Source organism: Paenibacillus sp. BIHB 4019 (genome assembly GCF_002741035.1).
GTDB lineage: Bacteria > Bacillota > Bacilli > Paenibacillales > Paenibacillaceae > Pristimantibacillus.
Window position 1 is genome coordinate 6118009 of sequence record NZ_CP016808.1, and the last position, 26237, is coordinate 6144245.

Annotated in this window: 21 protein-coding genes and 1 CRISPR repeat array; of the genes, 2 read left to right on the forward strand and 19 right to left on the reverse strand. The window is 53.1% G+C overall.

The genetic code is table 11. The features are described from left to right. Nucleotides 1–12: 12 nt before the first annotated feature. The 8 genes from cobS to BBD42_RS26490 form a co-directional block, all read right to left on the reverse strand. Complete coding sequence (cobS, locus tag BBD42_RS26455; RefSeq protein ID WP_099520611.1) at nucleotides 13–822, reverse strand: adenosylcobinamide-GDP ribazoletransferase; 810 nt, start codon at nucleotides 820–822, stop codon at nucleotides 13–15. Beyond that, nucleotides 804–1784, reverse strand: coding sequence for an adenosylcobinamide-phosphate synthase CbiB (gene cbiB, locus BBD42_RS26460; protein WP_099520612.1), 981 nt, complete (start codon nucleotides 1782–1784; stop codon nucleotides 804–806). Before cbiB ends, cobS begins: the two co-directional genes overlap by 19 nt. Continuing rightward, nucleotides 1781–2386: a bifunctional adenosylcobinamide kinase/adenosylcobinamide-phosphate guanylyltransferase gene (cobU, locus tag BBD42_RS26465; protein WP_099520613.1), complete on the reverse strand. Its 606-nt coding sequence runs from the start codon at nucleotides 2384–2386 to the stop codon at nucleotides 1781–1783. The genes cbiB and cobU overlap by 4 nt, the downstream gene beginning before the upstream one ends. An 11-nt stretch (nucleotides 2387–2397) precedes the next feature. Then, on the reverse strand, nucleotides 2398–3462 hold the full coding sequence (gene cobT, locus BBD42_RS26470) for a nicotinate-nucleotide--dimethylbenzimidazole phosphoribosyltransferase (RefSeq protein WP_099520614.1): 1065 nt from the start codon (nucleotides 3460–3462) through the stop codon (nucleotides 2398–2400). A 4-nt stretch (nucleotides 3463–3466) separates the two neighbouring features. Then, nucleotides 3467–4267 carry a heme ABC transporter ATP-binding protein gene (locus BBD42_RS26475; RefSeq protein ID WP_172455740.1) on the reverse strand — a complete coding sequence of 267 codons (801 nt, stop codon included), beginning with the start codon at nucleotides 4265–4267 and terminating at the stop codon, nucleotides 3467–3469. Nucleotides 4268–4275: 8 nt separating this feature from the next. After that, the gene (locus BBD42_RS26480; RefSeq protein ID WP_099520616.1) at nucleotides 4276–5310 is read right to left on the reverse strand and encodes a FecCD family ABC transporter permease; all 1035 of its coding nucleotides are present in this window, start codon (nucleotides 5308–5310) and stop codon (nucleotides 4276–4278) included. A 3-nt stretch (nucleotides 5311–5313) separates the two neighbouring features. Beyond that, nucleotides 5314–6291 carry an ABC transporter substrate-binding protein gene (locus BBD42_RS26485; protein ID WP_237163243.1) on the reverse strand — a complete coding sequence of 326 codons (978 nt, stop codon included), beginning with the start codon at nucleotides 6289–6291 and terminating at the stop codon, nucleotides 5314–5316. 193 nt (nucleotides 6292–6484) lie between these two features. Beyond that, nucleotides 6485–8755, reverse strand: a complete 2271-nt coding sequence (locus tag BBD42_RS26490; RefSeq protein ID WP_099520617.1) for a heavy metal translocating P-type ATPase — start codon at nucleotides 8753–8755, stop codon at nucleotides 6485–6487. A 442-nt stretch (nucleotides 8756–9197) separates the two neighbouring features. Beyond that, a CRISPR array of direct repeats spans nucleotides 9198–9701; the repeat unit is 33 nt; unit sequence GTCGCACTCCGTATGGAGTGCGTGGATTGAAAC. A 172-nt stretch (nucleotides 9702–9873) separates the two neighbouring features. Between BBD42_RS26490 and BBD42_RS26495 the strand changes: the two genes are divergently transcribed. Beyond that, nucleotides 9874–10350: a YfbM family protein gene (locus BBD42_RS26495; RefSeq protein WP_099520618.1), complete on the forward strand. Its 477-nt coding sequence runs from the start codon at nucleotides 9874–9876 to the stop codon at nucleotides 10348–10350. A 104-nt stretch (nucleotides 10351–10454) separates the two neighbouring features. On the opposite strand, the gene BBD42_RS26500 is transcribed toward BBD42_RS26495, so the two are convergent. From BBD42_RS26500 to BBD42_RS26540, 9 genes are all read right to left on the reverse strand, one after another. Continuing rightward, the gene (locus BBD42_RS26500) at nucleotides 10455–10763 is read right to left on the reverse strand and encodes a rhodanese-like domain-containing protein (RefSeq protein WP_046233130.1); all 309 of its coding nucleotides are present in this window, start codon (nucleotides 10761–10763) and stop codon (nucleotides 10455–10457) included. Between the two features lie 119 nt (nucleotides 10764–10882). Then, nucleotides 10883–13897, reverse strand: coding sequence for a VWA domain-containing protein (locus BBD42_RS26505; RefSeq protein WP_237163565.1), 3015 nt, complete (start codon nucleotides 13895–13897; stop codon nucleotides 10883–10885). After that, nucleotides 13887–15872: a vWA domain-containing protein gene (locus BBD42_RS26510; protein WP_099520620.1), complete on the reverse strand. Its 1986-nt coding sequence runs from the start codon at nucleotides 15870–15872 to the stop codon at nucleotides 13887–13889. Before BBD42_RS26510 ends, BBD42_RS26505 begins: the two co-directional genes overlap by 11 nt. 59 nt (nucleotides 15873–15931) lie before the next feature. After that, complete coding sequence (locus tag BBD42_RS26515; RefSeq protein WP_099520621.1) at nucleotides 15932–16972, reverse strand: DUF58 domain-containing protein; 1041 nt, start codon at nucleotides 16970–16972, stop codon at nucleotides 15932–15934. Then, complete coding sequence (locus tag BBD42_RS26520; protein WP_099520622.1) at nucleotides 16969–17958, reverse strand: AAA family ATPase; 990 nt, start codon at nucleotides 17956–17958, stop codon at nucleotides 16969–16971. Before BBD42_RS26520 ends, BBD42_RS26515 begins: the two co-directional genes overlap by 4 nt. A gap of 16 nt (nucleotides 17959–17974) precedes the next feature. Then, the gene (locus tag BBD42_RS31890) at nucleotides 17975–19729 is read right to left on the reverse strand and encodes a DUF8809 domain-containing protein (protein ID WP_172455644.1); all 1755 of its coding nucleotides are present in this window, start codon (nucleotides 19727–19729) and stop codon (nucleotides 17975–17977) included. Nucleotides 19730–19767: 38 nt separating this feature from the next. Then, nucleotides 19768–20661, reverse strand: a complete 894-nt coding sequence (locus BBD42_RS26530; RefSeq protein WP_099520623.1) for an ABC transporter permease — start codon at nucleotides 20659–20661, stop codon at nucleotides 19768–19770. Continuing rightward, nucleotides 20658–21590, reverse strand: a complete 933-nt coding sequence (locus BBD42_RS26535; protein ID WP_099521825.1) for an ABC transporter ATP-binding protein — start codon at nucleotides 21588–21590, stop codon at nucleotides 20658–20660. Before BBD42_RS26535 ends, BBD42_RS26530 begins: the two co-directional genes overlap by 4 nt. Nucleotides 21591–21663: 73 nt before the next feature. Then, nucleotides 21664–24045, reverse strand: coding sequence for a DUF8725 domain-containing protein (locus BBD42_RS26540; protein ID WP_099520624.1), 2382 nt, complete (start codon nucleotides 24043–24045; stop codon nucleotides 21664–21666). A 359-nt stretch (nucleotides 24046–24404) separates the two neighbouring features. Between BBD42_RS26540 and BBD42_RS26545 the strand changes: the two genes are divergently transcribed. Next, nucleotides 24405–25610 (forward strand): MFS transporter, encoded by a 1206-nt coding sequence (locus BBD42_RS26545; protein ID WP_099520625.1) that lies wholly within the window; start codon nucleotides 24405–24407, stop codon nucleotides 25608–25610. 93 nt (nucleotides 25611–25703) lie between these two features. On the opposite strand, the gene BBD42_RS31630 is transcribed toward BBD42_RS26545, so the two are convergent. Both BBD42_RS31630 and BBD42_RS31635 read right to left on the reverse strand, forming a co-directional pair. Then, the gene (locus BBD42_RS31630; RefSeq protein ID WP_150131611.1) at nucleotides 25704–25832 is read right to left on the reverse strand and encodes an S-layer homology domain-containing protein; all 129 of its coding nucleotides are present in this window, start codon (nucleotides 25830–25832) and stop codon (nucleotides 25704–25706) included. Between the two features lie 12 nt (nucleotides 25833–25844). Next, on the reverse strand, nucleotides 25845–26072 hold the full coding sequence (locus BBD42_RS31635) for a hypothetical protein (protein ID WP_150131612.1): 228 nt from the start codon (nucleotides 26070–26072) through the stop codon (nucleotides 25845–25847). Between the last annotated feature and the right edge of the window lie 165 nt (nucleotides 26073–26237).

Here is a 26237-nt window from a genome sequence, read left to right on the forward strand (position 1 = left end):
TATTCCCCTCTTCTAATGAGTTGTCAATAATAGCAGTGCAAGCAACAATATAGCTTCAATCGCTTCATTCATGGCGCCGTAGGTGTCGCCAGTCAAGCCTCCCAGCTTGCGGACGAGCCAGAAAGACATGAATGTCCCTGTCGCCATCGTCACAGCAGCAGCACCTGCCGCTGTGAAAGCTGACGTGCTGAGCGGCAATCCAAAGGCGAGGCCGATCCCGCACGCTAGCAGGAAGGTCAGCACAAAACCCGACCATACATGCCGCAGCGAGGCCGCTTGGAATAAAGCGCCGATCCCTTCTCCCTCACGGGCACTCGGCCAAATGACAATCGCCGCCGCCATCCACCAGCGGCTCCACGCCGGTATTGTGACCAGCAGTGGAAGCGCATAAATAGAGTTTGTATTATAAAGAAGCTCATATAACACGGTGAATTTGAACAGCACCAGCAAAACCGCGGCAAGGACACCCATCGCGCCTACGCGGCTATCCTTCATAATTTCCAGCATCCGCTCCCGCGAGCGATGGCTCAGCACGCCGTCTGCCGTGTCCATCCAGCCGTCCATATGCAGCGCGCCACTAAGTGAGAGCCACAATGCGAGCAGCAATACAGCTCCCGGCCCAGCAGGCAGCCAGCTCTGCACAGCAGCAAAGCCTAGCGTAATCATGCCTCCAATGATGCTTCCCGCAATCGAAAAGTAAGCTGTGCTGCGGGACAGCACCTGCGGCTCAAACGGGACGGTTAACGGTACTGGAATTCTCGTCAAAAATTGAATTGCGGCGACCAGCGCCTGAGCATGCAGCTTTAATGAACGAACAGCCATAATGCCAGCACCCCGACTACAAGTAATAGGCTTACCAAATACAATAATCTAGTTGTGAAAATGATATCCCGAGCAGACAATGGACGCAAGGGCTCTCCCATACGTGCACGTTCGCTAGGCTCTCCAAAATAATAATTGAGTCCGCCCAGTTCAATACCGAGCGCACCAGCAACAGCCGATTCGGGAATGCCGCTGTTTGGGCTCGGATGGCGATGGGCAAATTTGCGAATCGCAGCGACCGAACGGCCGGCAGACATGCCCGGCAGCAGCCACGCCGAGAACGCGAGCAGAGCTCCCGTCAACCGCGCTGGTATATAGTTGAGCACATCATCGGTCCGTGCCGAGCACCAGCCAAAATCAATATACTTATCATTGCGGTAACCGACCATAGAGTCAAGCGTGTTTGTCGCCCGATACAGCATAGCAAGCGGCGCTCCGCCTATTAATGCGAAAAAAATAGGCGATACGAGCGCATCGACTGTATTTTCCGCCACCGTTTCCACAGCAGCACGGGCAGCCTCTGATTCACCCAGCTTGTCCGTGTCCCGTCCGACAATGTAGCCGACGTATTTGCGTGCTTCCTCAAGGTTTCCAGCCGCAAGCGGGGCATAAACGAGCATCGCTGCCTGTTTTAACCCTTTGACCGCGATAGTCGTTGATATAAACCATATGGTCACCGCATAGCCGAGCCAAGAATGAATAAGCGAAGCGGCCGCGACAATTCCCCACATGACGCCATATGAAACAGCCAACGTTATGAGCATCAACAAGACGCCCTTTAGCTTGAGGCGCTTGGAGGATTCTTGCTTATCGCTGCTTCGCAGCCTCTGCTCCAGCCAAGCAATGAGCCTGCCGATCCAAATGACAGGATGCGTAGGCCATTTTGGATCGCCAATGATCCAATCGACGACAATCGCTACGGCGATCAGCCACAGCATGTCCGGCAAGGAATAGAAGATCATAGCTGCTCCCAGCGGAAAGCCGCTGCCTTGAGCTCAATGGGAATGCCCGCCGTTACGAGAAACACTTTATCGCAAACCGCAGCCACCCGCTGATTCAGCCGTCCTGCCTCATCGCGAAATTTCCTGCCCATTGGATAAGCAGGCACAATACCCGCCCCTACCTCATTTGTTACTAATACGAGCGGATATGGATAGGCGGCAATCGCTTCAATGAGCGTTTCCGTCTGGCGATGCAGCTGCTCGTCTGCTTCTTTGCCGGGTTGTCCCGCCTGCTCCTCCGCTGCCATTAAAGCGTTCGTCAACCAAAGGGTTAGACAATCTACGAGCACGACTGGCGGCTGTTCTCCGGCTGACGCCATAGCTGCCGCTGCCTGGGCCTGCTGCGCCAGCAATTCGGCAAGGTCAAGCGGCTCCTCGACCGTATTCCATTCAAAAACGCCTGCGCCGCGACTCTGCTGATGCTTATTTACGCGCTCAGCCATTTCTTCATCCCAAATGCGGCTTGTTGCTATATAAATGCCTTTATTTCCAAGTCTCATCGCGAGCTGCTCGGCGAATAAGCTTTTGCCGCTGCGCGTCCCGCCTGTTACTAACATTGCCATTTCAGCTTCACCTACGCTTTCGATACCCCTGCACTTTCAAAAGTGGCCATTTCCTGCATGAGCTTTATTGCGGCATCAATAAAATGGAAGCATAATACCGCGCCTGTGCCTTCGCCAAGCCGCATATCCATATGAATCATTGGGCTTAAGCCCACGGCCTTCAATAGCTTCGCATGACCCTGCTCATAGGAAAGATGGGACGCGATCATGCTTGGTTTTGTTTTATCAGAAATACGCGAAGCTACTAGTGCTGCAACAGAGGAAATGTAGCCGTCTATAACGACCGGACAGCTGTTTGCTGCTGCTCCAATAATAACGCCTACTAATCCAGCGATTTCAACTCCGCCCAGCTTCATCAGTACGTCGAAGGGATCCAGTTCATCAGGTGCATTAACCGCAATAGCCCGTTTAACAACCTCGACTTTATTTTTCCAAGCCTCATCATTAATGCCTGTTCCTCTGCCAACCGTTTCTTCGGGCGGAAGCCCTGTCAACACCGTCGTGATGGCAGCGCTAGCCGTCGTGTTGCCGATGCCCATTTCTCCTATCGCAAAGACGCGGTAGCCTTTTTCGTAAAGCTCATCCACGACTTCTACCCCCGTCAAAATCGCTCTAATGGACTGCTCTTTCGTCATCGCAGCCCCTTTCGCCATATTGGCAGTTCCGTACATGATCTTTCGGCTTAAAAGCTTTGGATGCGCAAGCTCTGCGTTCACTCCTATATCAACGCAATACACGTCAGCTCCCGCTTGGCGGGCAAGTACGTTGACCGCTGCGCCGCCATTCAAGAAATTCAGCACCATCTGAGGCGTTACCGCTTGTGGAAATGCGCTGACCCCCTCCTCGCACACCCCGTGGTCGCCAGCCATAATAATGACCGCTTTGCGCTCCATATCTGGCCAGCGCTCGCCTGAAATTCCCGCAAGCTGGCAAGCAACATCTTCAAGCTTGCCCAAACTGCCCGGCGGCTTCGTCAATTGGTCGGAATGGCGTCTTGCCGCCTCCGCTTCCTGTTCATTAAATGCCGGGATTCTCCCAATTGCGTTCGCCAGCAGCTTGCAAAATTCTTCTTTCATCTCTTCATTCCAGCTCCCCATTGTTTATTCGTACATTGGGCGCAAGCAAAATTTGCGGCACCCCCGTTAACGGATGATTCATAATGGAAGCTTCAGCGCCGTATACGTCGCGAATAAGCTCCGTCGTATAAATATGCTGCGGCTTGCCCAGAGCTGCAATACTCCCCTTATGCAGTACCAGCACTTCATCGCAATATAAAGCGGCTAGATTTAAATCATGCAGCACGGTTACAACGGTAATACCCTGCTCACGCTGCCAGCTTTTTACCGTATCCAGCAATTGAATTTGGTATCCGATATCCAAATAGGTCGTTGGTTCGTCAAGCAAAATGACTTCCGCTTGCTGCACGATCACTTTTGCCAGCGCCACGCGCTGCCGTTCACCGCCGCTTAGCTCAGCCATTGTTCGCTGCTCCAGCTTCTCAAGCCCCATTGCAGCAATCGCTTCGTTAATAATCGGCGAGCTGTCGCCAGGCTCATTGCCGAACCAATTTTGATACGGAAAGCGCCCCATTTCAATCACTTCACGCACCGTAAAACCTACCGGCGGGAGCACGCCCTGCTGGAGCACCGCAAGCTTGCGCGCTGCCTCCTTGCGTGAATAGGCGGCAATGCTGCGCCCTGCCAGAAAAATATCACCTTGCGAAGGAGGCAATACGCCGGAAAGCAGCCGCAGTAAAGTGGATTTTCCGACGCCATTGGGGCCGATAATGCCGTATGTATACCCTTTTTCAAAGGAAAAGGTTAAGTCATTCAGCACATTTCTGCCGCGAATCGTCGTCCCAAGTTGACGTGCTTCAAGCATGATAGCCATCATCCCCCTCCTTCCAGCCGCTTGCGCCGATGCAGCAAATAAGCGAAAAATGGGGCACCGATCAGCGCCGTTACTACGCCTAGCGGAATTTCCTTCGGACTAAGCGCCATACGAGCAAGCGTATCGGCCCATAGCACAAATATGCCGCCGCCAAATGCAGATAAGGGAATGAGCAAGCGGTAATCCGGCCCAACGATCAAGCGAATCACATGCGGTACGACGAGGCCAACGAAACCAATGACGCCCGCTACCGATACAGCAGCCGCTGTGAGCAGTGTCGAGCAAGCCAGCACGACCAGCTTCGTACGCTCTACCCGAATGCCCAGATGCGCCGCCTGCCCCTCGCCAAGCAGAAAAACATTCAAATGCTGCGCATAAGCGATCAGCACAATGACGCCAATAATAAGGAAGGGAATCAGCATATAGACGTTCGCCCAGCTTTTCATCGCCAGCGAGCCCATAAGCCAAAATAAAATCTGGTTCACTACGCTGTTGGACAGCGAAACCATAAACGATACGAAAGCTCCGAGGAACGCCTGGATAATAACGCCGGATAATATAAGCGTTTCCAACTGCAGCCCCGCCGAGCTGCGCGCCAGCCAGAAAACGACTAATAACGTCGTAATTCCGGTTATGAAAGCGACAATTGGAATGGTCCAAATGCCAACTGCCGCCTGATAGCCGAATAAAATCAATGCCGCAGCGCCAACCGAGCTGCCGGAAGCAACTCCGAGCGTATAAGGATCGGCCAGCGGATTGCGCAGCACGCCTTGAAAACCGCTGCCTGCCAGTGCCAGACATGCGCCTACAAGCACCGCCAGCAGCACACGGGACAGCCTGACCTGGGTTACAATTGCAATTTCTCCTTCGCTCCAGCTAACGGGCTGATCTCTAAGCCATGGCAGCTGGTGCAGCAAAATGCCCCACACATCGGTAAAGGAAATGCCTGCGGAGCCAATCGACAAGCTTGCGATAATAGAAACAGCAAGAAGGAGCACTGCTGCTCCTCCATAGCCTAACCATTGATGTCTCATCCGCTATTTAACGAGGTCTGGATGAACAGCCTTCGCCAGATCAAGCAAACCGTCGGCAAGCCGCGGTCCTACACGTACGAGCGGATCTTCCGCAACCGCGATAACCTGCTTGTTTTTCACCGCGTCAATGACGTTCCAGCCTGCCCGGCTGTCCATCGCTGCAACGATAGGGTTCGGTTTTACCTTCATATCCGGATAAATGATAATTTCCGGATTTTGCTTAACGATCTCTTCGGCGCTGACTTCATACCAGCCTTCTTTCGAGCCTGCCACATTGGTACCGCCCGCCATCGTCAGCAGCTCATCCAAAAACGTGCCCGATCCTGCTGTGTAACCAGGGCTGAACTCCAAATACACCTTTTTCGCAGGCGCATCCTTCACCGCATTCATGACCTGATTCATGACGTCGCGCATATGTCCTGCAACGGTCTCGGCATCCTTCACCCGGTTCAAAATTTGGCCGACCGACTCAATATGGGCAATCGTTTCGCCATACGTTTTCGGATCGGAGGCAAATACCGGAATATTCAATTCACGCAGCTTGGCAATCGCATCGCCATTCATGCTGGAGGATGCCAGCACAAGGTCCGGGTTCAGCTTCACGACAGCTTCTATATTAGTCGTCATATCGCCAATTTTCTCAATATCATTCGCTTCTTCCGGATAGTTGCTGTACTGATCCACGCCAACTACTTGCTTGCCTGCTCCTACAGCAAACACAACTTCCGTTTCGCTTGGCACAAGCGTTACAATTTTTTCAGGTGCCTGCTCGAAGGTCAGCTTGGTATCCATTCCATCGGTTACGGTGAGCGGATATGCGGCGCCTGTCTCGGCGGATGGAGATGCAGAAGGTGCGACAGTTGGTGCAGCAGATTCCTTATTATTGTTTACCGCACCGCCGCAAGCGGCAAGCAGTGTTAGCGTTGCAATCAGCCAAATGGCAAGGCTTGTTTTCAGCATATGGTTCATTTTAACTTTCATTAATCGTATACACTCCTCTAAAATGGTATGTTCTCTCCATGCGGAGGGATGCTTCAGGCTAATCAGGCATAAAAAAAGCATTCGCGGCAGCTGTGCCGAAAATGCGGTATCCCTGCTTGGCGCTGGCCCTCATCATTATGTAGGTTAGACGTAGTAACTATACCATCGTTTTTCCGTATTTGTCCACCTCACGCTAAGCAGCGAGCTGCTTGTGCCGCCGCAAAATATAGCTCAGCCGCATCGCATTTCCAACTACAGACACGGAGCTCAGCGCCATCGCTGCCCCTGCCATCCATGGTTCTAGCAAACCGAAGGCGGCAAACGGCACAATACTGCTGTTATATAGGAAGGCAAGCAGCAAGTTCTGCTTAATATTGCGCACCGTCAGCCGGCTGATGCCCAGCGCATCAACAATCGCGGTCATACGCGGCTGAAGCAGCGTTAAATGTCCGGCGGCGAGCGCCGCTTCCGTGCCATTGCCCATCGCAATGCCCACGTCGGCAGCAGCAAGCGCAGGTGCATCATTCCAGCCGTCGCCAGCCATGCCGACCCGTTTGCCCGAACGTTTAAGCTGCTCTACGAGCTCCAGCTTCTGCTCAGGCAGCAATCCGGCGAACACTTGCGTAATGCCTGCTTGGCGGGCGGCAGTATGAGCAGGAATTTGGTGGTCGCCTGTTGCGAGCATCACTTGCAATCCATAACGTTGAAGCTGCTGAACAGCAGCAAAGGAATGAGGTTTTACCCGATCCGCAAGCGAAATAGCCCCGATGAGCAGGCCATTTGACGCTACATATAACAGTGTTTCTCCTCTTTTTTCCCGTTCTGTGCAAAAAGCAGCTAAAGCTGCGGCGACCTCCGCATTCGCTTTCCACTGTTCGGCTTTGGCAAAGGTTGCATTTCCGACGGTTATTCGCCTGCGCTCCACTACCGCTTGAACGCCTTTGCCGGGAAAATAAACCGTTTCCGACGCGCCTGGCGGTGTCAACCCGACACGCCCCGCTTCACGCCCTATCGCTTGCCCTAGCGGATGCGTGGAACCTGCTTCAGCGGCAGCGGCCAAACGCAGCACGGCTGAACGCGTCTGATTTGGCGCAGCCCATACGGCGCTAACTTGCGGGCTACCCTCGGTGAGCGTTCCGGTTTTGTCCAGCAGCAGCGTATTCAGCCGGGCGAGCCGCTCCAGCGCCCCGGCTTGTTTCAACACAATGCCCTGCTTCGCCAGGCGGCCAGAAGCAATGACCAGTGAAATAGGCGCAGCAAGACCTAGTGCACATGGACAGGCGGCGAGCATAACGGCGACCCCGCAGCGGAAAGCTTGATGCCAATTGCCGGGGTCCAGCAGCACCAGCCAAAGCACAAAGGTAAAGACCGAAAGGGCGAGCATCGCCGGAACGAACCAAGCGGCCACCCGGTCCACCTGCTGCTGAATCGCAGATTTGGAGCGCTGCGCCTGACGAAGCAGCTCGCTAATGCGGCTGAGCAACGTCGCATGTCCCGCAGCGGTTGTACGGATGCGCTGCACCGCTCCCACATTCGTTGTTCCTGCCCAAATTCGGTCCCCCGCCCGTTTAACGACCGGCAAGCTTTCTCCTGTCAGCAGCGATTCATTCATATCGGTTTCCCCGCTCGTTAAAACGCCGTCAACCGGGACCGTCTCACCCGGGGCAATGCGCACGATTTCGCCTTCCCGTACGAAAGCGGTCTGTACATTGACCCACTGGCCTGCCCGTTCTACAGTTGCGGTTTGCACCTCCAATTGGCTGTATCCGCCCGCCTCATCCTGCGCCCGCGATGCAGCTGTCATCTCCAAATATTTGCCGAGCAGCACCGCGCTGATAACGACAGCAGAGGTTTCAAAATAAAGCGGCAGCGTATGTCCAGCGCCAAGCGCTTTTCCAGTCGGTAGACTAGAAAAAACAATATAATGGCTGTATAAATAAGCGGCAGACGTTCCTGCCGCGACCAACACGTCCATATTCGCTGCACGCGAACGCAGCGCATGGTAAGCTCCAATATAAAAAGGCAGCCCAATGACGAATTGAACGATGGTAGCTAACGCGAGCTGGAGCCATGGATGCAGCAGCCAAGCCGGAATGGGGAGACCGCTTAGCAAGGGCAGATGCTGGGTCATTCCAGCAAGCAGCGGCAGCGTAAGCAGCAGCGAGATCATAAGCCGGAGGCCAAGAACTCTGCGTTCCTGCTTCCACTGTTTTTTGCTGTGCTCGGCTGCCGAAGCTTGAAAGCCGATGTGCCCGATTTTCGCCATAATCTCCTCAGACCGCAAGCTTTCAGGCACAAATTGTACCCAAGCCGATCTTGCGGGATAGCTGACCGCGACCGATTGAACTCCCTCCATTTTGCCCACTGCTTTCTCGATTCGCGCAGCGCAAGCTGTACAGCTCATGCCGCCCACTGCATATTGCATCGTCACGCTATTTTCACTCTCATTATGCCGCTGCTCCAATTGCCCACCCGCCCTTTCGCCTTTCCACTACAGCTAATTGCAAAAATTGTATATGTCCTCATAGCGCTCCAAGGTATTTATATCATCATATGTTCGGTGCGGGGCGGACATGTGTACAGGCTGAGAATGATAATATAGATGGTACAAGCAGTTAGAAGGGGAGGCTTTCTTTTGAAAGCAGGAGCGATAAAAACGTATTTATAAGAGTAATACATGTATATTTTCATTATAAAAAAGCTCTATCCTCCTTGGACTTATTTTGGTGCGAATGTGAAGCTCACATGAAAACCTCGGGGGATTCGCACCTCACAATTTGTCGAATAATGACGAAATCAAACTCTTTTCAAAAATGTCAAGTTTTTTCTTATCTTGTTTTGATATTGTTTCGTTGAAAAAAGAGTTAATTAATGCCATGATGGGATTAATAAGCGATATTTTCGCTGTCGCACTCCGTGTGGAGTGCGTGGATTGAAACCTTTGACATTTAGTGACAGTCAGATTAAGCGCGGTTGTCGCACTCCGTGTGGAGTGCGTGGATTGAAACCTTCGAAGCATGGTATGAAAAGTTGTTCTCAATTGTCGCACTCCGTGTGGAGTGCGTGGATTGAAACATCTCTCCCCTTAGGTTTATATCCGCGGCTGCCGGTCGCACTCCGTGTGGAGTGCGTGGATTGAAACATGCTCGGACCAGATTAAACTTGTGATGTGCATGGTCGCACTCCGTATGGAGTGCGTGGATTGAAACCGAATATTTTTTCTGCCATCATAACCATCTCCTTGTCGCACTCCGTATGGAGTGCGTGGATTGAAACTTCCAAGTCAGCAAGCGTGCCGTCGAGCCCCAATGTCGCACTCCGTATGGAGTGCGTGGATTGAAACAATCCTAGGCTGAAGAACTTACGGTCAACCGTTGGTCGCACTCCGTGTGGAGTGCGTGGATTGAAACTCGTTTGCACGTACTTATCCTTTACCAAAGTCGCATTCTATGCGACTAAAGAAAATAAAAAAATTCCCAATAAAATACAACCACCTATTACTGATTTAATATAAGATGAACAGTACCTGCCCAAAACCGTAACAATCATGTAAATAGACCAAACGATGGGAGTGTCCATTATATGGGGATGATAGGAATCTATTTAGCCGTTTACAATGAGCAAATTGAACAAATTGCTCAAGGTGAGCTTTTGATGGAGGAAATGGCACCAGATGCTTTTGGAAAATTGGATATTGATAAAGCATGGCAGGCTATTCACTATGTGTTATGCGAAGAAATCGATAATGGCTCGCCGCCCATAGGCTATGTAGTGCCTATGCTGGACGATCAAGCGCTAGATTTTAGTGAGTTTGGCGCCTTCTATTTGAACCATAAGCAAGTCACGGAAGCTTCTATCGCCATCAGTGCCATTTCGGAGGCTGGTTTCAGAGAACGCTATTCGCTCGCCGCTCTGGTGGAAAATGCGATTTATCCTGTGGGAAGTGATGAGGATGAGCAGGAATTTTTTGATTATATATACGCCAATTTTGTTGAAATTGGACTTTTCTACAGCAAAGCAGCCACGGAGGGCAAGGGTATTATTTTCTATATCTCTTAATCTGACCTTGCTTTCAACAACTGTGAACCTAGCTATCAAAAAAAGCAGCCTTGCAATCCGCCAACTAGCGGTTGCAAGGCTGCTTTTCATTTTAACGCTCTGTGCTACGCTCCAGTCACAATGGCTCCCGGCCAAGCGAGCATGCCGCCCGTCATATTAGTGACAGAGTAGCCCTGTGGCGCGAGGAAGCCGCATACTTTGCCACTGCGTCCGCCGCTGCGGCAGACGAAAATAATATTTTCATCCTTAGGCAGCTCATCCAAACGCTCCTGAATTTCAGACAATGGCAAGTGCGCTGCTTCGGCAATGTGCCCCTCTTCCCACTCGTCAAGCTCACGAACGTCAATTAAATGAAACTTTTCCTTATTATTCAGACGCGCCTCTACTTGCTCCGGCGTGATTTCGTTATACATCGTTACGTCAGCTCCTCCGAAAAAATCGTTTATGTGCATTGTAACTTTCGACGCCGCCATTGTCCATTCCTCTAAACAAAACCAACATTCTAGCCTAGCAGCTTGTCAAAAATGCTATGCTACCGCTTGCCGCGCTTCTTCGCGGCAAGCAAACGATTGACCGTCGCCTGATTGCCAGCTGGCTTCCCCTCTGGATTCGCAGGCGGAGCTGACGATTGACTGCTTGTGCCTACAGATTTAAACTGCTGGACGTCTCGCTGTTGCTTGCCAGCCTGACCTTGTCCCTCCGGCCGCACAGCCTGGACTCGTTCTGTGCCACTGGCAGTGTGCGACGAATGGATCGCAGCTCGCTGCACGCCAGCAAGGTCTGCACCAGTACCCTTCGCCTGACCAGCTGCTGGCGAGGCAGAAGCCGCATCACTTGTGCCCGCATGCTCGCCATAAAAACCTGCGGTGCGGCTTTTCCGCTGCTGCAGCCTACTCATCGCACCTGAAGGTGCAGCGGCGACTGGCTCTTTCCTCTGCAAACGTCCGCCCGCTAATCCGAGCCTCGCCAAAAGCATTCGCCCGATTCGATGCCAAGGCAGCGACAGCCGGCGCAGCAAAATGTCGAGCAGCCACAGCGCCAAAATCAATAGGAGCAGCTCACGGGTCCAATTATAAGGCTGCCTGGATTCTACGGGATTGAAGCGGTAAACCTCCTGCGGCGCATCCAGCGACAGCAGGCGTCCGCCAGTAGCGTTGGCAAGCTGCTGCAGCGCTTCTGTTCCATTTTCACCCGTCAATCGATACTCAGGCGAATAAGGAATGACAAACCCCGTCGTCGTGCCGCCGCCCGTATTTGGCGTTTCCGCTCCGCCCGCAGCAGCGGTCTCTTCATTGACTTGCATTAAATATACGCCCGGCTCAGACACCGGGAGGCTTGCCGCATATTCGCCCGGAGCCGCGGGAAGCGGAGAAAGCGTCGTGCTTTTGCCCGCTTCGTCCGTGACCACAGCAGACAGCTTCGCTGCTGTATCACTGCCCTCGGTACGCAAGCGCAGCATCGCCTCTCGACCATCCAGTTCCGCTGAAGCTGAATAAGGCGTGCTCTCAAATTGGGGAAACGTCCATTTAATCCATTCGGCAAGCACATTTGGCAAGGCGGACCACTGCACCCAGTCTCGAGACCATTTTCCAGTCAAGTCGCTCGTCCAGGCTACCGTTCGTCCTGAGCCATAAGCCCAGCGTGCCAAAATCGGATCGCCTTGTGGGGATAGCAGCGCGACCTCTGCCGTTTCCTTCGATGTCGTTGCGATGTATGCCTGCAAATCCGGCAAGCCATTTTGCCACATCGTCGCCCAGCTTCCAGCTTGCCCGATGAGCGGCGGCGCATTTTGCTCCACAATATACGTTCGTGACATTAACACCGTCTCACGACTGAAAATAGCCGGAAGCGTGCTTTCATCGTTTGTAAAATAAAACCGTCCCTTTGCCTGCTTCGCAAGCTGCTCCAGCATCGCCTGATCCGCACCGTCTCCGACTGCAACTGTAGACATCGTCATTTTATTGTCGACCATGCCTTGTGTCAGCGCAGCATATCCCGGATTAGAAGCCGATTGGCCATCGGTGAGCAAAATAATATGCTTGCGCTGTGCATCCATTTCCAGCAGCTTGTTGTATGCGGTATCCAGAGCCGGGAAAATTTCCGTGCCTCCTTCAGCCTGAATACCTTGGATTTTACCCAAAACATCGTCGCGATCCGTCAGCTTGGTCGGCTCCACGATCCACCACGGCGTCGAGTCGAAGGCGACTACGCCTACCGAATCCTCGGGACGCATCAGCTCAATCGTTCGCATCGCCGCTTCCTTAGCTAGCTCCAGCTTGCCGCCAGACATACTGCCGGAACGGTCAATTACTAATATCAAGCCGAGCGACGGAAGCTGACGCTTGCCCTTCAAATCCATGTAAACCGGCAGCGCCTTCTCGATAGGCGTTTGAAAATAGCCCCCCAAACCAAAGCTGTTGTCGCCGCCTAGCATGACTAGGCCGATGCCATAATCGCTGACCGCTTTGCCGAGCCACTCCATCGGTTTTGCCGCAATGCGGGTTGCCGGAACATTATTTAAAATAATGCTGTCATAAGCAGCATATGAAGCCAGCTGTACAGACAGCCGCTCAGGCGGAATCGTCTCGTAACGAATAAGCGAGGCTTTCAAAGCTGCCTCCACATTGCCCGATGAGCCCGGCACGCCTTCGACAATAAGCACAGCAGGCGGACCGCTAACTCTGCTGAACGCATAAGCAGTATTGTTCTGCTCTCGTTCATCGCCCTCGGCATATAGCTCGGCCCGGAAACGATGAAAGCCCGGTTCAAGCGCAGCGCTTTGCAGGGCAAAACGATTTTCGCCCGGCTCCAGCACGATATCACTTGTCGAAAGCTCACGGTTATCTTCATAGAGCCTCAGCTTGGCCGTACCAGATGATGTGCTGTTAATCGTAAACTCAAACGTAAACTTCTCGCCCTGACGCAGCGTTTGCGGTACGTCCATCGCTTCGAGCGAAGCGTCCACCCGCTGCGGGGCAGCTATCGGAACGACATCCACCTCAATGCCAGCATGCTTTAGCAGTTCCGCTTGGCGCAGCATGCTTCCGGCGTTTTCTGCGCCATCGGAGAGCAGCACGATTTTGCCGCCGCCGGCTTCATGCAGCATGCCAGACGCAAGGCGCAGCGCTTGAGACAGATCCGTGAAGTTTTCATTTACACCTGAACGGAACGTATATCGTTCCGCACTTGGAAGCTCATCAGGCGAGAGTACCTTATCGATGGCCGCATCCAGTCCGATGGACACAATTCCGCTTCGGTCCTCTTCGTCTTTCGCTGCCGAGGCTTTGGCAATCCACTCGCCTAAAGAGGCATCGGCATTGACGGATGCGGAGCGATCCGCTACAAAAATAACGTTTCGCTGCTCGACACGCCAGTATGGCTGCACGCCAGCAGCGACCGCAATGACCAGCAGCAGGATGAGTGCGCGCAGCGCAATGGCTATCTTTTTACGAGTGCCCTGCAGCCGCAGCGTACCTCGATTCATCCACCACACCGCCGCTGCCCACGGAATGAGAAGAAGAAGCGCCCAAGGTGAATCAGCCTGCATTCCCACGTCGGTATACCTCCCATTCCACCAGCATCAGCGCAAGCAGTGCCAGCGCGAGCCATGCGGCAAAAACATTTGCAGCATTTGCCGTCTCCATGCTGCCCGCAGCGCTTCCCGCATCAGCCTGATTTTGACTTGTCTCAGAGGAAGCAGCTGCAATCGGCTTAATATCGGCAGTTGCAGACATCGATGCACTTTCGGCGGAAGCCGCATTTACAGCAAGCATCCTCTGGCCGATCGTTTCTCCTTCTGCGTTTTGTTCCATTAAACGGTACAAGCCCGGAACCGCTGGGGCGATTGCCGGTTCTTGCGCAGCAAGCGCCGCAGACAGATTGCTGTCAGGCAGCGATTTTTCGCTGTAACCGCCTATAGTTTCAATCATTTCCCACTTGGCACTTACTGTCTCATTTAAAAAAGCAAGCTGTAGCGCACTTCCGGCATCCGCCGTTCCTAGCTGAGCCTGACTGCCACCGCTCATCCAGTCCGCAGCCTGTACAATTAGCACGGGAAACTCCGGCCGCAGCGGCAAATCGCTGCTTTGCATATCAAAGGTAAAGCGCAATTGCGGCCTGCCTTGCACCGAGCCTGCATAAATAGCAGGCAAGCCGCCATAGGTGACGATGGCTTCTCCCCAAGTCCCCGCATCGTTCGCCTTCACCATCCGTCCAATATGGGTATCTTCAAATGAGAGGTAGGCGGTAACGGGATGGCCGGCTATCGCCACCCTGCTATTCGCAGGCGAAGCCGTCTCTTCCCCGGTTGCTTCCGGATGATCAATATACCAGACGGGCTTGGAGGCAAACAGCTCCTGCCAGCTTTTGTCCGTACGAAGCTTCGCTATGTCTCCATCCATAATAACCCAGTCGATGTCCTTAACATGCTCCTTGGAAGGAACGTATTGTGCTGGATCGACCTTTATCGTTTTTACCCCGGCGAGCTGGAGCGCTTTTTCCAAAAACAAATTGCCGGATGTAGCCAAAAGCACCTGCTGCGCTTTAGATACAATCGGAAACTGATAGGCGATATTGTCCGCCGCATAATCATCGGTCGCTCCGCTGATTTTGGCTGTATAATAGCTTGCCTCTTCCGGCAGGCCATTCATATCTACGCTCGTCCAGCCTCCAGCCTCAAGCTTGACCGACTTCGTCGCCGCAGGCTCCGATTCCTTGTCCGCATAAACAGCAAGCTGAATCTGTTTGGAAGCAGCACTGTCATTGCGAAGCGTCACTACGCCTGCACGCTTGCCATCCTCTCCAACTGCCGCATGAATGCCAAAATATAAAATAGCACTATTATTACTGCCAGCTTGAGGGGCAGTAGGCTTGAATTGCTCAAGCTTTGCATGAAGCGTGAGCAGGTTAACGGAGTCCGCATCCTGCCACCTGCCATCGGTCAAAAGCAAAATCTTCCCGCCTTGCTCATTCGCAAGCAGCGAGTCCGCTAGTGATAAAGCCGCTACATTGTCCTGAGCACCGAAATCTGGCGTTATAGCTTTCAACTGCTGCAGCACGAGCTCATGATCCGTTTCCTTGGACAAAATAATGCGAGGCTGCTCGCCCGTTACAAGCAAAGTAATGAGCTCCCCTTTCTGCTGCTCGCTCAGCCACAGCTCCGCCTGCTGTACAGCGGCGTGCAGCAAGCTGCCTTGCGAGCTTCCTCCGGGCATAGCCGCTGTCATGCTTGCGGAGCGGTCTAGTACGATGACGGTATGACTGCCGCTGCGGCTATCGGCGGTAAGATACGGCTGCATGAGCGCCAGCACTAATACAGCAGCTGCGAGCAGCTGCAACAGCATTAGCGGGCGGGTGCGAAGCTTTTGCCATGGACGATTCGCTTCCTGCTCGCGCAGCATGCGATTCCACAGCATATGGCTCGCGATTTCAGTATCCATATACGTGCGCTTGAATAAATACATTAAAACGATGGCTGGAAGCGCCAAGCCGAATAAAGCAGATAACGGCGATAGCAGCTGCATTTCTCCTCCTCCTTTCACCCAAGTTGCAAGTTTCTACTCACATCAGTCCCCGTTCAAAATTAACTATGACTGTGCAGCACACCAGCGCGCAGCAGCGTTTGCTGAACCGTTTGCTCCATCGGCTTGCTCGTATCAATAAAAATATAAAGCGCTCCGCGCTCTGCGCAAAGCTTCTTAAGATGGCTGCAATAATCGTTAACCGTAACGCGATATTGTTCGAGCAAACGGCTGCCTAAAGCAACCTCCTTGCCTGTGCCGAGTTCACTGTCAAGCAAATTCAGTTCACCTGTCAAAGCTGGGTTTAGCTCCTCTGGGCTCAATAAATGGAGAAAAACAACCTGCTGCCGGGCAGCAAGCAGGCTGAGCAGCGTCTGTTCAATGCCCGATTCATACATTGCATCGGATACGACCCAAGTGACGCCCGTACGATGCGGGAGCTGACCAGCCTGCTGAATAGCTTCCCTCATAGACAGGGCTGCCGCCTGCTGTTCCATTGCTCTTCCTACGCCCGTCATAGATGGCTGAAGCGCGTCGCCCTGTTGAAAAGACGGCTGCTCCATTTCCCGTTCCAGTGCCGCCGCCAAAAAATGGAATAAACGCGCAGTGGAGCCCCTGCCGCGAAGCGAGGGAAGCTCTGCCTGAGCTGTGCCGCCAAATAGCTTGACCGCAACGCGGTCCTCGCCTGACAGCGCAGCGTATCCCCCGCTGGCCGCCAGCTGCAAGGCGCAGCGCAGCTTGTTAGCCTGTTCGCCGCCAAAGTTCATCGATGGAGATACATCCACGTACACATGCAGCGTAAGCTCCTGCTCATCCCAATATTGCCGCATATACGCTCTGCCTGTTCGGCCATATACGTTCCAATCCAGGCGGCGAATGTCGTCGCCTGGCGCATAAGGACGATAGTCTGCAAATTCCTGCGAGCCGCCAAGCGTGCTGGAGCGGCGCTTGCCAGCCATCGTCCCCTTCACTCGGCTGCCCGCCGCCACTTTCATCCGCTCCAAACGATGCAGCAGCGAGGAATCGGGAAAAAGCTTGGCTAAGGCGCCGCTGAACGCTGAATGCTGGGCTCCGCTTCCAGAACCGCTGCCTTGCCCATTCATCTTGTCAGCTCCAATGCGCTTAAGATGGATTCAGCCATTTGATCCGTCGTTATGCCTGCCGCCTGTGCCTCGTAACCGAGCACGATCCGATGCCGAAGCGCTGGCACAGCTACCTCGCGAATATCGCTCCACGATACATGCAGCTTGCCGCTGCAAAGCGCCCTTACTTTGCTGACTGCCACAATCGCTTGCAGCGCCCGCGGTCCGGCGCCAAATCTGACATATCGCTTCACATCATCAGGAGCATCCGCTTCAGCGGGATGCGTCATCATCACTAGCCTGACCGCCAAGTCCAGCACATCATCAGCGACCAAAATATGCTTGGCATACAGCTGCAGCTCGGTCAGCTCTTCCCCGTTCATCTTCACTTGGGCGCGGGGCTGAACAGCCGCCGTTGTCCGCAGCACAATTTCTTTGAGCTCCTCGCGCGTCGGATAGCTGACGCCGATTTTGAGCAGGAAGCGGTCAAGCTGTGCTTCTGGCAGCGGGTATGTCCCTTCCTGCTCGATAGGATTTTGCGTTGCCAATACAAAAAAAGGACGCGGCAGCTGGCGGGTTTCTCCGCCAGCTGTCACCGTGCCTTCCTGCATCGCTTCGAGCAATGCGCTTTGTGTTTTTGGCGTAGCACGGTTAATTTCATCGGCCAGCACCAAATTGCCGAAGATCGGCCCGGGCTGGAAGCTGCGTCCCGCTGCCCCCTGCTCGGTAAAATCGATCAGCGTCGTTCCCGTAATATCCGCGGGCATTAAATCGGGCGTAAATTGAATCCTTGAATATTGCAAGGAAATGGTATCCGCCACCGTGCGGACAAGCATTGTTTTCCCAAGACCGGGAATGCCTTCCAGCAGCGCATGACCGCCTGCCAGCAAGCACCACAGTAGCTGCTCGACTACCGTTTTTTGCCCTACAATGACGCTCCCAATTTCCGCTTGCAGCGCAGCTATACGCTCAGCCGCTTGTGTAATCTGTTCCTTGGATTCTATCATTTGTCCACCTCGCTCCTTATCGGTTCGGCTGTATGTTGTCGAAATACTGCTTTACTTTATCCTGCATGGCCTGTGGCAGCTGGGAGCGCCCAAGCGCTTTTTTGGCTTCGGTCGCATATTCGCTGTACACTTCCTCGTAAGGGCGTGTCGTGCCGTCAATCATCGGCGACTTGCCGCCCGTTTGCTCTTGGCCGCCAGTGGATGGTCCGCCGTCCTCCTCCACATTGCCCTCACCCGCCATCGTGCGCGGCGTTGTTACAAGCGTTCGTCCGCCCGCTCCCGTACCGCCTTGCAAGCCTCCTTGCCCACTGCCCGAGCCACTTCCAGCACCTTGGCCAGCTCCAGCCCCGGCGCCTGTCCCTGAGCCAGCACCGGCTCCTGCTCCAGCTCCTGCTCCAGCACCGCTGGACGAAGGATCGCCGCCGCTGCCAGAAGCGCCGGAGCTTCCCGGCGCGGCGCCTGATCCGGGCTCGCTCGGCGAGCCCGATGCTCCGCCAGCGCTGCTGCCGCCAGGCGAGCTATTGCCGGAGGCCGCCGCTGCCCAGCTCGGCGGCACGGTACCGCCGCTGGCAGCCAATTGGCCCGCCAGCGGCTGTCCGCTTTGTCCAAGCTGGCTCGCCATAGCGCTAGCCAGCTGCTCCAGCTGTACCTGCAACAATTCGCCGGCCAGTGCTTCTTCCAGGGCAGCGAGGCCATCGCCGCCCTCTGTTTCGCCCGAAGCGTCATCACCCGCTTCGGAATTGCGCGCTTGCTCCGCGGCTTCTGCCAATGCGGATGCGAGCGCCTCCTTGTCTTGCGGCAGCTGCTCGGCAAGCTGCTCCAGCGCCTGCGCCAGCTGCTCCTTCTGCTCAGGCGTCAGCTTCTGCAGCTCCGAGCGCATATCGCTAATCGCTTCGCGCATGCCCGATTCCAGCCGGTCCTGCAGAGCAGCTCCCAGCTGCTTCAGCGCAGGCTCGCGCTGCATCGCTTCCGCAGCCTCATCAAGCTGCGATGCCGTTTGCTTCGCCAGCTCCGCCGTCTGTTCAAGCTCGCGCATCGCCTCGGCAAGCTCCGCAAGCGCCGCTTCCATGTCGCTGTCGTTTTCCTCCAGCTTGCTGCGCAGCTTCTCAAGCGGCTCGGCAAGCTGCCGCTTCGCCTCCTCGGGCACATCTGCCTGCTCCGCTTCCTCCGCGAGCGCAGCCGCTTCTTCCCGCAGCGCTTCGAGCTGCTGCCGCTCAGCAGCCCGCTCCTCCGCCAAATGATCCAGCGGATTAGCCCATACGAGCAAAAGCGCGGAAATGGCCCATACCGCGCCAACCCCCAGCACGGCCCTCTTCCACGCCGGCCATGCGGGCCAAGGCAGCCGCTTGCTCAGCATAGCGGCATAAGCTTTCGCTGCCGCGATGGCTTCCTGCCGCTGCAGCAGCACAATAGCGGATGGCTGCCCAGCCGGGCGCAGCCATCCATCAAGCGCGGTCGACACGGCATCATCCGTGTCATGCCGATCCATCGCTCTCGCCGCATCACGCAGCGAGGCGCGCCGCCAAAGCCCATACAGCAGCCCCGCCAGCAGGCCCGCTGCCGCCAAAATCACAGCCGCTGGCCGCGCATGGAGCAGCGGCCACAGCCTGCTTGCGACGAGAAGTAGCAAGCCTGCCGAGCTGCCTATAAGCAAGCCTTTCAGCCCATACTTGCACATCGTGAACATCGTCAATCTCAGGCGCACCGGCAATAACAGCTCAGGAAGCTGCTGCTGTTCTTCTTTAGCCCGACTGCTTCCGCTTGGCTCCATTCGTGTTCCCTCCTGATTTAATACCGACTTCTCATCCTTTATTTCCGGTTTTGCTTCATGCGAGGGCGCAAGTAGCGGATGCTTAACCAAATGGCTAGAGCAGCCAATACGAGATAAATGAGCATAAACTCCTGCCATAGCTGCAGAATCGGTTCAGTTGCTGTTGCACCAGATCCTGAATAAACGATTTCTCTGGTTATATTAGGGTCCAAAATGCTGTACATCGCCACCGCTGGATTCCATGCAAAAATATGCGCGATCCATTCGTTAGAAGAGCTGTTTCCTGAAACCTGCATCGATACCATTATCGCTACATAACCGATAAGCGCCGTGCCCGCGTACAAAAACAAGGTCACGCCATACGTCAAAATGACAGCAATCATCGTCCGCTTGACGAGGGTGGAAAACAAAACGCCGAATGCACCGATTACGATCATCAAAAATAAATAAAAGCAAAAGACGAGCAGCAGTTGCACCGGCGATATGCCGCCGAACAGAAACATCATGCTGTATATGGGAAGTGTACTTATGACGATTAAAATCATAAAGCTCAAGGAAGACAGCAGCTTGCTTAAAATAATCGTTGTCGAGCTTTGCTGCGTCGTAAGCAGCAGATTAAGCGTCTGCCGCTCGCGCTCGCCACTTATAACGCCAGCCGTCAAGCCCGGAGCCATAAAGGAAATAAGGCCAAGCTGTACGAAGCTGAGAAAATAAAACAATATCCGGCTTTCAGTCGGATTAAAGGAAGCAGTATTGCCCGAGCTCATATTGAGCAAATAGATGGAGCTAAGGGCAAACAGCCCAATGGCGAATAAATAGGCAAGCAGCGTCCACATCGTGCGCGGCGTCCGCATCCGCAAGCGGAATTCCTTATCCAGCACCGGATTGATCAACTTGCTGCGCCAGTCTTTGCTTACTGTATCGTTTCTCATTCGAAGCCGTCCCCTCCTCTCGTAATTTCCAAAAAGACATCTTCCAAATTCGTCTGCCCCTCACTGAACGAAATAATGCGATAGCCCGCCGCAATCAGCTCGCCGACCAGCTCAGCCTGTTCGATATCCTGTCCGCTAAAATGGACATGAATGCCCCGTTCATCGCGCATCAGACGCGTCACATGCGGCTGCTCCTGCAAAAACTGCTCAGCCTCGTCCAGCCGCTCCAGCAGCCGAATATATAAAATCCGCTTCACCCGCAGCCGGTTCTGGATATCCGACACATTGCCCTGCGCAATCATCTGTCCATGCTCGATAACGCCAATTTCGTCAACCATCTCCGCAAGCTCCGGTAAAATATGCGAAGATATAATAATCGTTTTGCCCATCGCCTTCAGCTCGAGCAATATTTCCCGCATTTCGATTCTCGCCCGCGGATCAAGCCCGGAAGCGGGCTCATCGAGTATGAGCAAATCGGGATCATGCACCAGGCACCGTGCCAAGCACAGCCGCTGCTTCATGCCACGCGACAGCGTATCGACATAAGCGTCCCGCTTGTCACTGAGATTGACCAGCTCAAGCAGCTGTGGAATGAGCTCTTCCCGTTCTTTTTTGGGAATCCCATAGCTCGCACCATAAAAATGCAAATATTCGACCGCTTTAAACTGATCGTACACACCGAAGAAATCCGGCATATATCCAATGCGCTTTCTCACTTCTGCCGGATGCTTCGTCACATCAAAACCATCTACTTTGGCATAGCCTGACGTAGGAGACAGCAGTGTAGCCAAAATGGACATCGTCGTTGATTTCCCTGCTCCATTCGGCCCTACAAAACCGAACACCTTGCCTTTGGCAATCGTCAAATCGAGCGATTTTAACGCATGGAACGAGCCGAAAGACTTGCTAAGCCCTTTAATTTCAATCATAGGAACGGCTGCTTGCTCCTGCTCGGGCACAAGCCCTGCTTCCTGCTCCATTTGTATTTCCGCCTGCTCCGCCTTATTCATGCTTTGCCACCTCGCCTTCCACTGCCACTTGCGGCATTCTCGTCTCGAGATCCGTGTTTACGATGAGCTTCATCCGCAATTTGAAGCCGTCAATGAGATAGCTCGAAGGATCGTCCATTTCCGCTGCTACTTTAATCCATTTGCCTTGCGCTTCATCCCAAATGAGCCACTTCAAATTTTGCCCGGATTGGGAAGGGTCAAGATGAATATCCAGTTGATCATAGGTCAAGTGTTCACGTTGAGGGAAGCTGTATTCCATCACTAGCTCGCCTTGCCCAATTGAAAAAGTTGAGTTCCCATAATTTTCTAATCGATTGACACTATTGTCGATAATAACGGGATTTACGAAGCCTGCCGGCACGACAAGGCGGCCGTTTTCATCCGGCTCCATCTCGCCCAAGCTCTGCACCCACATCGTCAAATTAGCAGCTTTTACTTTATTATTATTAACAGTAAACAGTGCGTCTTCATTTTCACTGAATCCGATAATGACCGGACCATAAATCATCGGTATTTTCGAAGAACTGTAGTTCATATTAAAATACGTTTCGACCAGCGTGCGCTGCCTGCTGAACGTATCCTGATTGCCGCTCTGATACGGGAACATCATGCTGCCGTAATTAAAATATCCCATATTCGTGTTGGGATTGTTGGAAATGAGCGCAGAACCTTTTTCCCCTTGCTTTAAATCACCGATTGAATAGCTGCTGCCGTTCATTACCACAACTACATCCTTTAAATCGTTCAAGGTGTCGTTTTTAACGATATACTCTATTTGCCCGTTGCTGTTCTGGTAGGACACCTTGAATTGTCCGACCTGCTCCTGCATGGGAACATTTTCAAACACGGCTTTGCGTGTCGACCAATATTCTACATTTTTCCATTCGGCTGTCGTTTGTCCTTCTATACTCACCACTCTGCTGTCGCTGCGCAAATTCAAGTCGCCCGTGCTGCTGCCTGATGCATAAGGTGTGAGGGGGAGCGTTTCATCGAAGCGGGCAACAACTTCGCCGCCGTTCGGAACGAAGATCGAAAATGCACCGGTTTTCACGCCGCCGCCTTGGCCAGATAATTGCACGGTTTGAACGGTGTGGGTAGACATAAAACGTTTATTTTCAGCACCAAAGAAGAAAATAGCAACAGCGCAAATAATGGAGATAAGCGGAATGAGCCACCACGACCACTCTCGCTTGTCTGCCTTGCGCAGCACCAAATACAGCACTGGAGCTACAATAATCATATAAATGATAAACATGACGAGCAGCAGGCCAAAATTAGGCGGTGTAATCGAAGGAAATTGATCTACAATTTGTTGAAAGCCCCAATACGCATTATTGCCGCTCATATAGCCCTGCTGCATCGGAAATAACGAGCTTTGCAGCCAATTCGCATATAACGTGGCACTTCCCGACCAAGACGCAATGGGCTCCAATGCGGGATCAAAAGCAATGTACAGCACCTTGCCAAGTCCCAGCTTGCGCTCCACCGCAATCGGCGTTTCCCCGCCTAACAGCTTTGTTGCCCCAGCGGCAAGCTTGCCTGTCGACAGTGTCATATCGCCTGCACTTGCGCTTTTTGCTTCGCCCGCGTTCGCCATTTCAGGCGAAATCGGCTGTGACACCGTCCCGCCATCCGGCTCAACCGGCGCAATAGCTGCAAAAGCTTTCGCTGTTTTGCTGTAGCCTGCGCCTCCAGAGAGCAGAAGCGTGCCTCCCTTGCTGATCCAGCCAGTAATAGCCGCCACCTGCTGCTCGCTCCAATCCGAAGTCGCAACATCATTAATGGCAAGGACATCAAAGTAATCAAGCAGCGATGCTTCGTTCGGCAGTTGTTCCCGCGTCAGCGGCATTACGGAAATTTGATAGCCTCGCACATTCAGCGAAGGCATGAAATTTAATGTATCGGGATCGCTTGCAAGAACCCCGAAAGTGTAATCGGAAGTGCCATTGCTATCCAAAAAGGCTTTGCCAATGAAAGCTACTTCCTTCCCTTTGGCTGATGCGCCTTCAAAAAAGCGGATTTTGTTATTGTCTTTGCTCAGCTGCGTGCCTGGCAATGAAACCGTCAGCTCGACGGGCGTTTCTTTCGGCAATTCGACCGGCACGACATAATCGGTCGTCATCCCGCCATAAGGCGAAATAATCGAAATGACTACCTCGCCCTTTAAGTCGGCATTCGTCCGATTCGTCAATGTGAGATGGGCAGGCATTCTTTTATCCACTTTCACACTGCCCTGATAACCTGCTTCCGCTTTCAGCTCAATGCCTGCCGTTTCGGCAAACGCTTTCGAGCCTGTTGTACCAAGGTCCGCACATAAACTGGCGATCATAATCATCATGACAAAAAATTTTAATTTGAACCCTAATCGACTCACAGACAGACCCCTCCCTATTTTTTTATGTACTCATCCTAGTTTCTAACGCAAAAAACGACGAAAATGTTTCATAATTTTACATAATTCATCCAATGCAGGAAAAAGAAAAACCTTGTTCGCATAAAGCGGCCCAAGGCCTAATCACAATCTTATTTATTTACACATGCTGGATAAATCCATAATCGGCAGAAGTTCGCCCCTTCGGGACCACATTACGGCTTCACGATACTAGCGTTATTTATCTTTTGCCAAAAATATAAATCTCGCCATTCCCATTTTTTTGAAGAAACTAACCATATTTATGGGTGACAAAGAGCCGGATCGTAGGCTAAAGTAGTGATGAAAGGGGTTTTATAAAGATGTCTACTGCTTTGTCAGCTTCTGAACCAGCTCATTCTACTGCTTCACAGCGCTTGTTGTTTACGATTGTTACGCTATTATACTGGACTTCAATGTACGTTTATGTACCGACTTTATCGCCTTTTTTGAGCGGCCGCGGCTTGTCGATGCAGCTGATTGGCATTGTGCTTGGCAGCTATGGCTTTGTTCAAATGCTCGTACGTTTCCCAGTTGGTGTCGCTTCTGACCGCTTCGGCAAGCGCAAGCCTTTTATTATACTGGGCATGGTGACTGCCCTGTTGAGCTGCCTGATGTTTCTGGTGCCTGGACACTGGCTATGGCCGCTCGGAGGCCGGGCAATGGCTGGCATATGCGCCTCGACATGGGTTGCTTTTACAGTCATGTATGCCAATTATTTTGCCGCAGAAGATGCTGCGAAGGCGATGGGAAGCATCAGCGTGATGATCGTTAGCGGCCAAATGCTCGGCATGCTGATGAGCGGAACAGTGACCGATATGTGGGGTGATGCAGCACCATTCATTACTGGGGCTGTTATCGCCGGGGTAGGGCTGCTGCTAGCCCTAATTTTAAAAGAACCGCAGAAACAGCTGCATGAGCGCGTCGGCATGACACTCGCGATGGCGCGCAGCATTATCGGCACGAAGCTCTTGCTACAAGTATCGCTGCTCTCCATTCTCGCACATGGCGTGCTGTTCATAACGATGTTTGGCTTCACGCCGCTCAAGGCAGAGACGCTGGGCATTACCGGGTATGGGCTGACTTTCATTGTTTTTGCCTTTATGCTGCCGCATGCGCTCGCTTCAATGTTCACCGCCAAATGGTTCGCGCCGCGTTTTGGCAACTGGGTCACGATTGGAATTGGCTTCGTGTTAAGCGCAATATGTACGGTGGCCATTGCCTATACGGATTCGTTCGCTATGCTGGTTCTGACGCAAGCGATAAACGGCTTCGCTCAAGGCTTGCATTTGCCGCTGCTGCTCGGGCTCTCGATTCGTGACGTCCAGCCTGCTGGGAGAGCTACTGCAATGGGCCTTTATCAGGCCGTGTATTCGATTGGGATGTTTTCCGGCCCTTTTCTAGCCGGTTGGCTCAACGACAGCTGGGGCATGAATAGCGGCTTCTGGTTCGGCGGCCTGCTCGGCGCTGCCGCAGCGCTGCTTAGTGCGTGGTGGTATAGGAAGGAACTCAGAGAAAAAGGGCATTGAGCTGTAAGCGTGCTGACACAACCGTTCGTTCGTGATGAAGTTAGCCTTTGACCAAAACGAAAAATAGCGCCACAGGTGCAAGTGCCTGCGGCGCTATTTTTGTAATTCAGCAGAGGGTCTATTCATCAGCATCACAACAAATTCTGCTTGAGAAACCATTTTACCCGGTTTAAAGGTGCTGTCTGCATACCCATTCACAATGCTGCTGACTGCTTGCTTCATCTTTGTCTCCGCTCAATGCCCAGAGATGTCACTAAAATTAACTTTAATTGGATGACTATCTACAGCCAATACCGCATAATTCGTAAAGTGATTGACATCCACTGTGATTTTTTTGCCGATTATTTTGCTGCCTAGAGTATCTACTGTCGATACTGAAATTCCCCCCAAAGACAGGCACCCAGGCACTGTTATTTCCGGTATCGCTGTTTCAGCATTTACCGCTGCTGTTGCTGCGAACACGAAACTCTGGACCCTCACTCCTTTTTTGGAGGACTGAGGTTCCGCTATTCTTGCTTTTCTCCGATTTCAGGCCGCATGCGGACAGGAGATCCGCTATTGCCCTCCTCATCCTGCCAAAAAGGCAATGGACAGCATATTAGCGGCTTCTGAGTCCGCAGCCTGTCC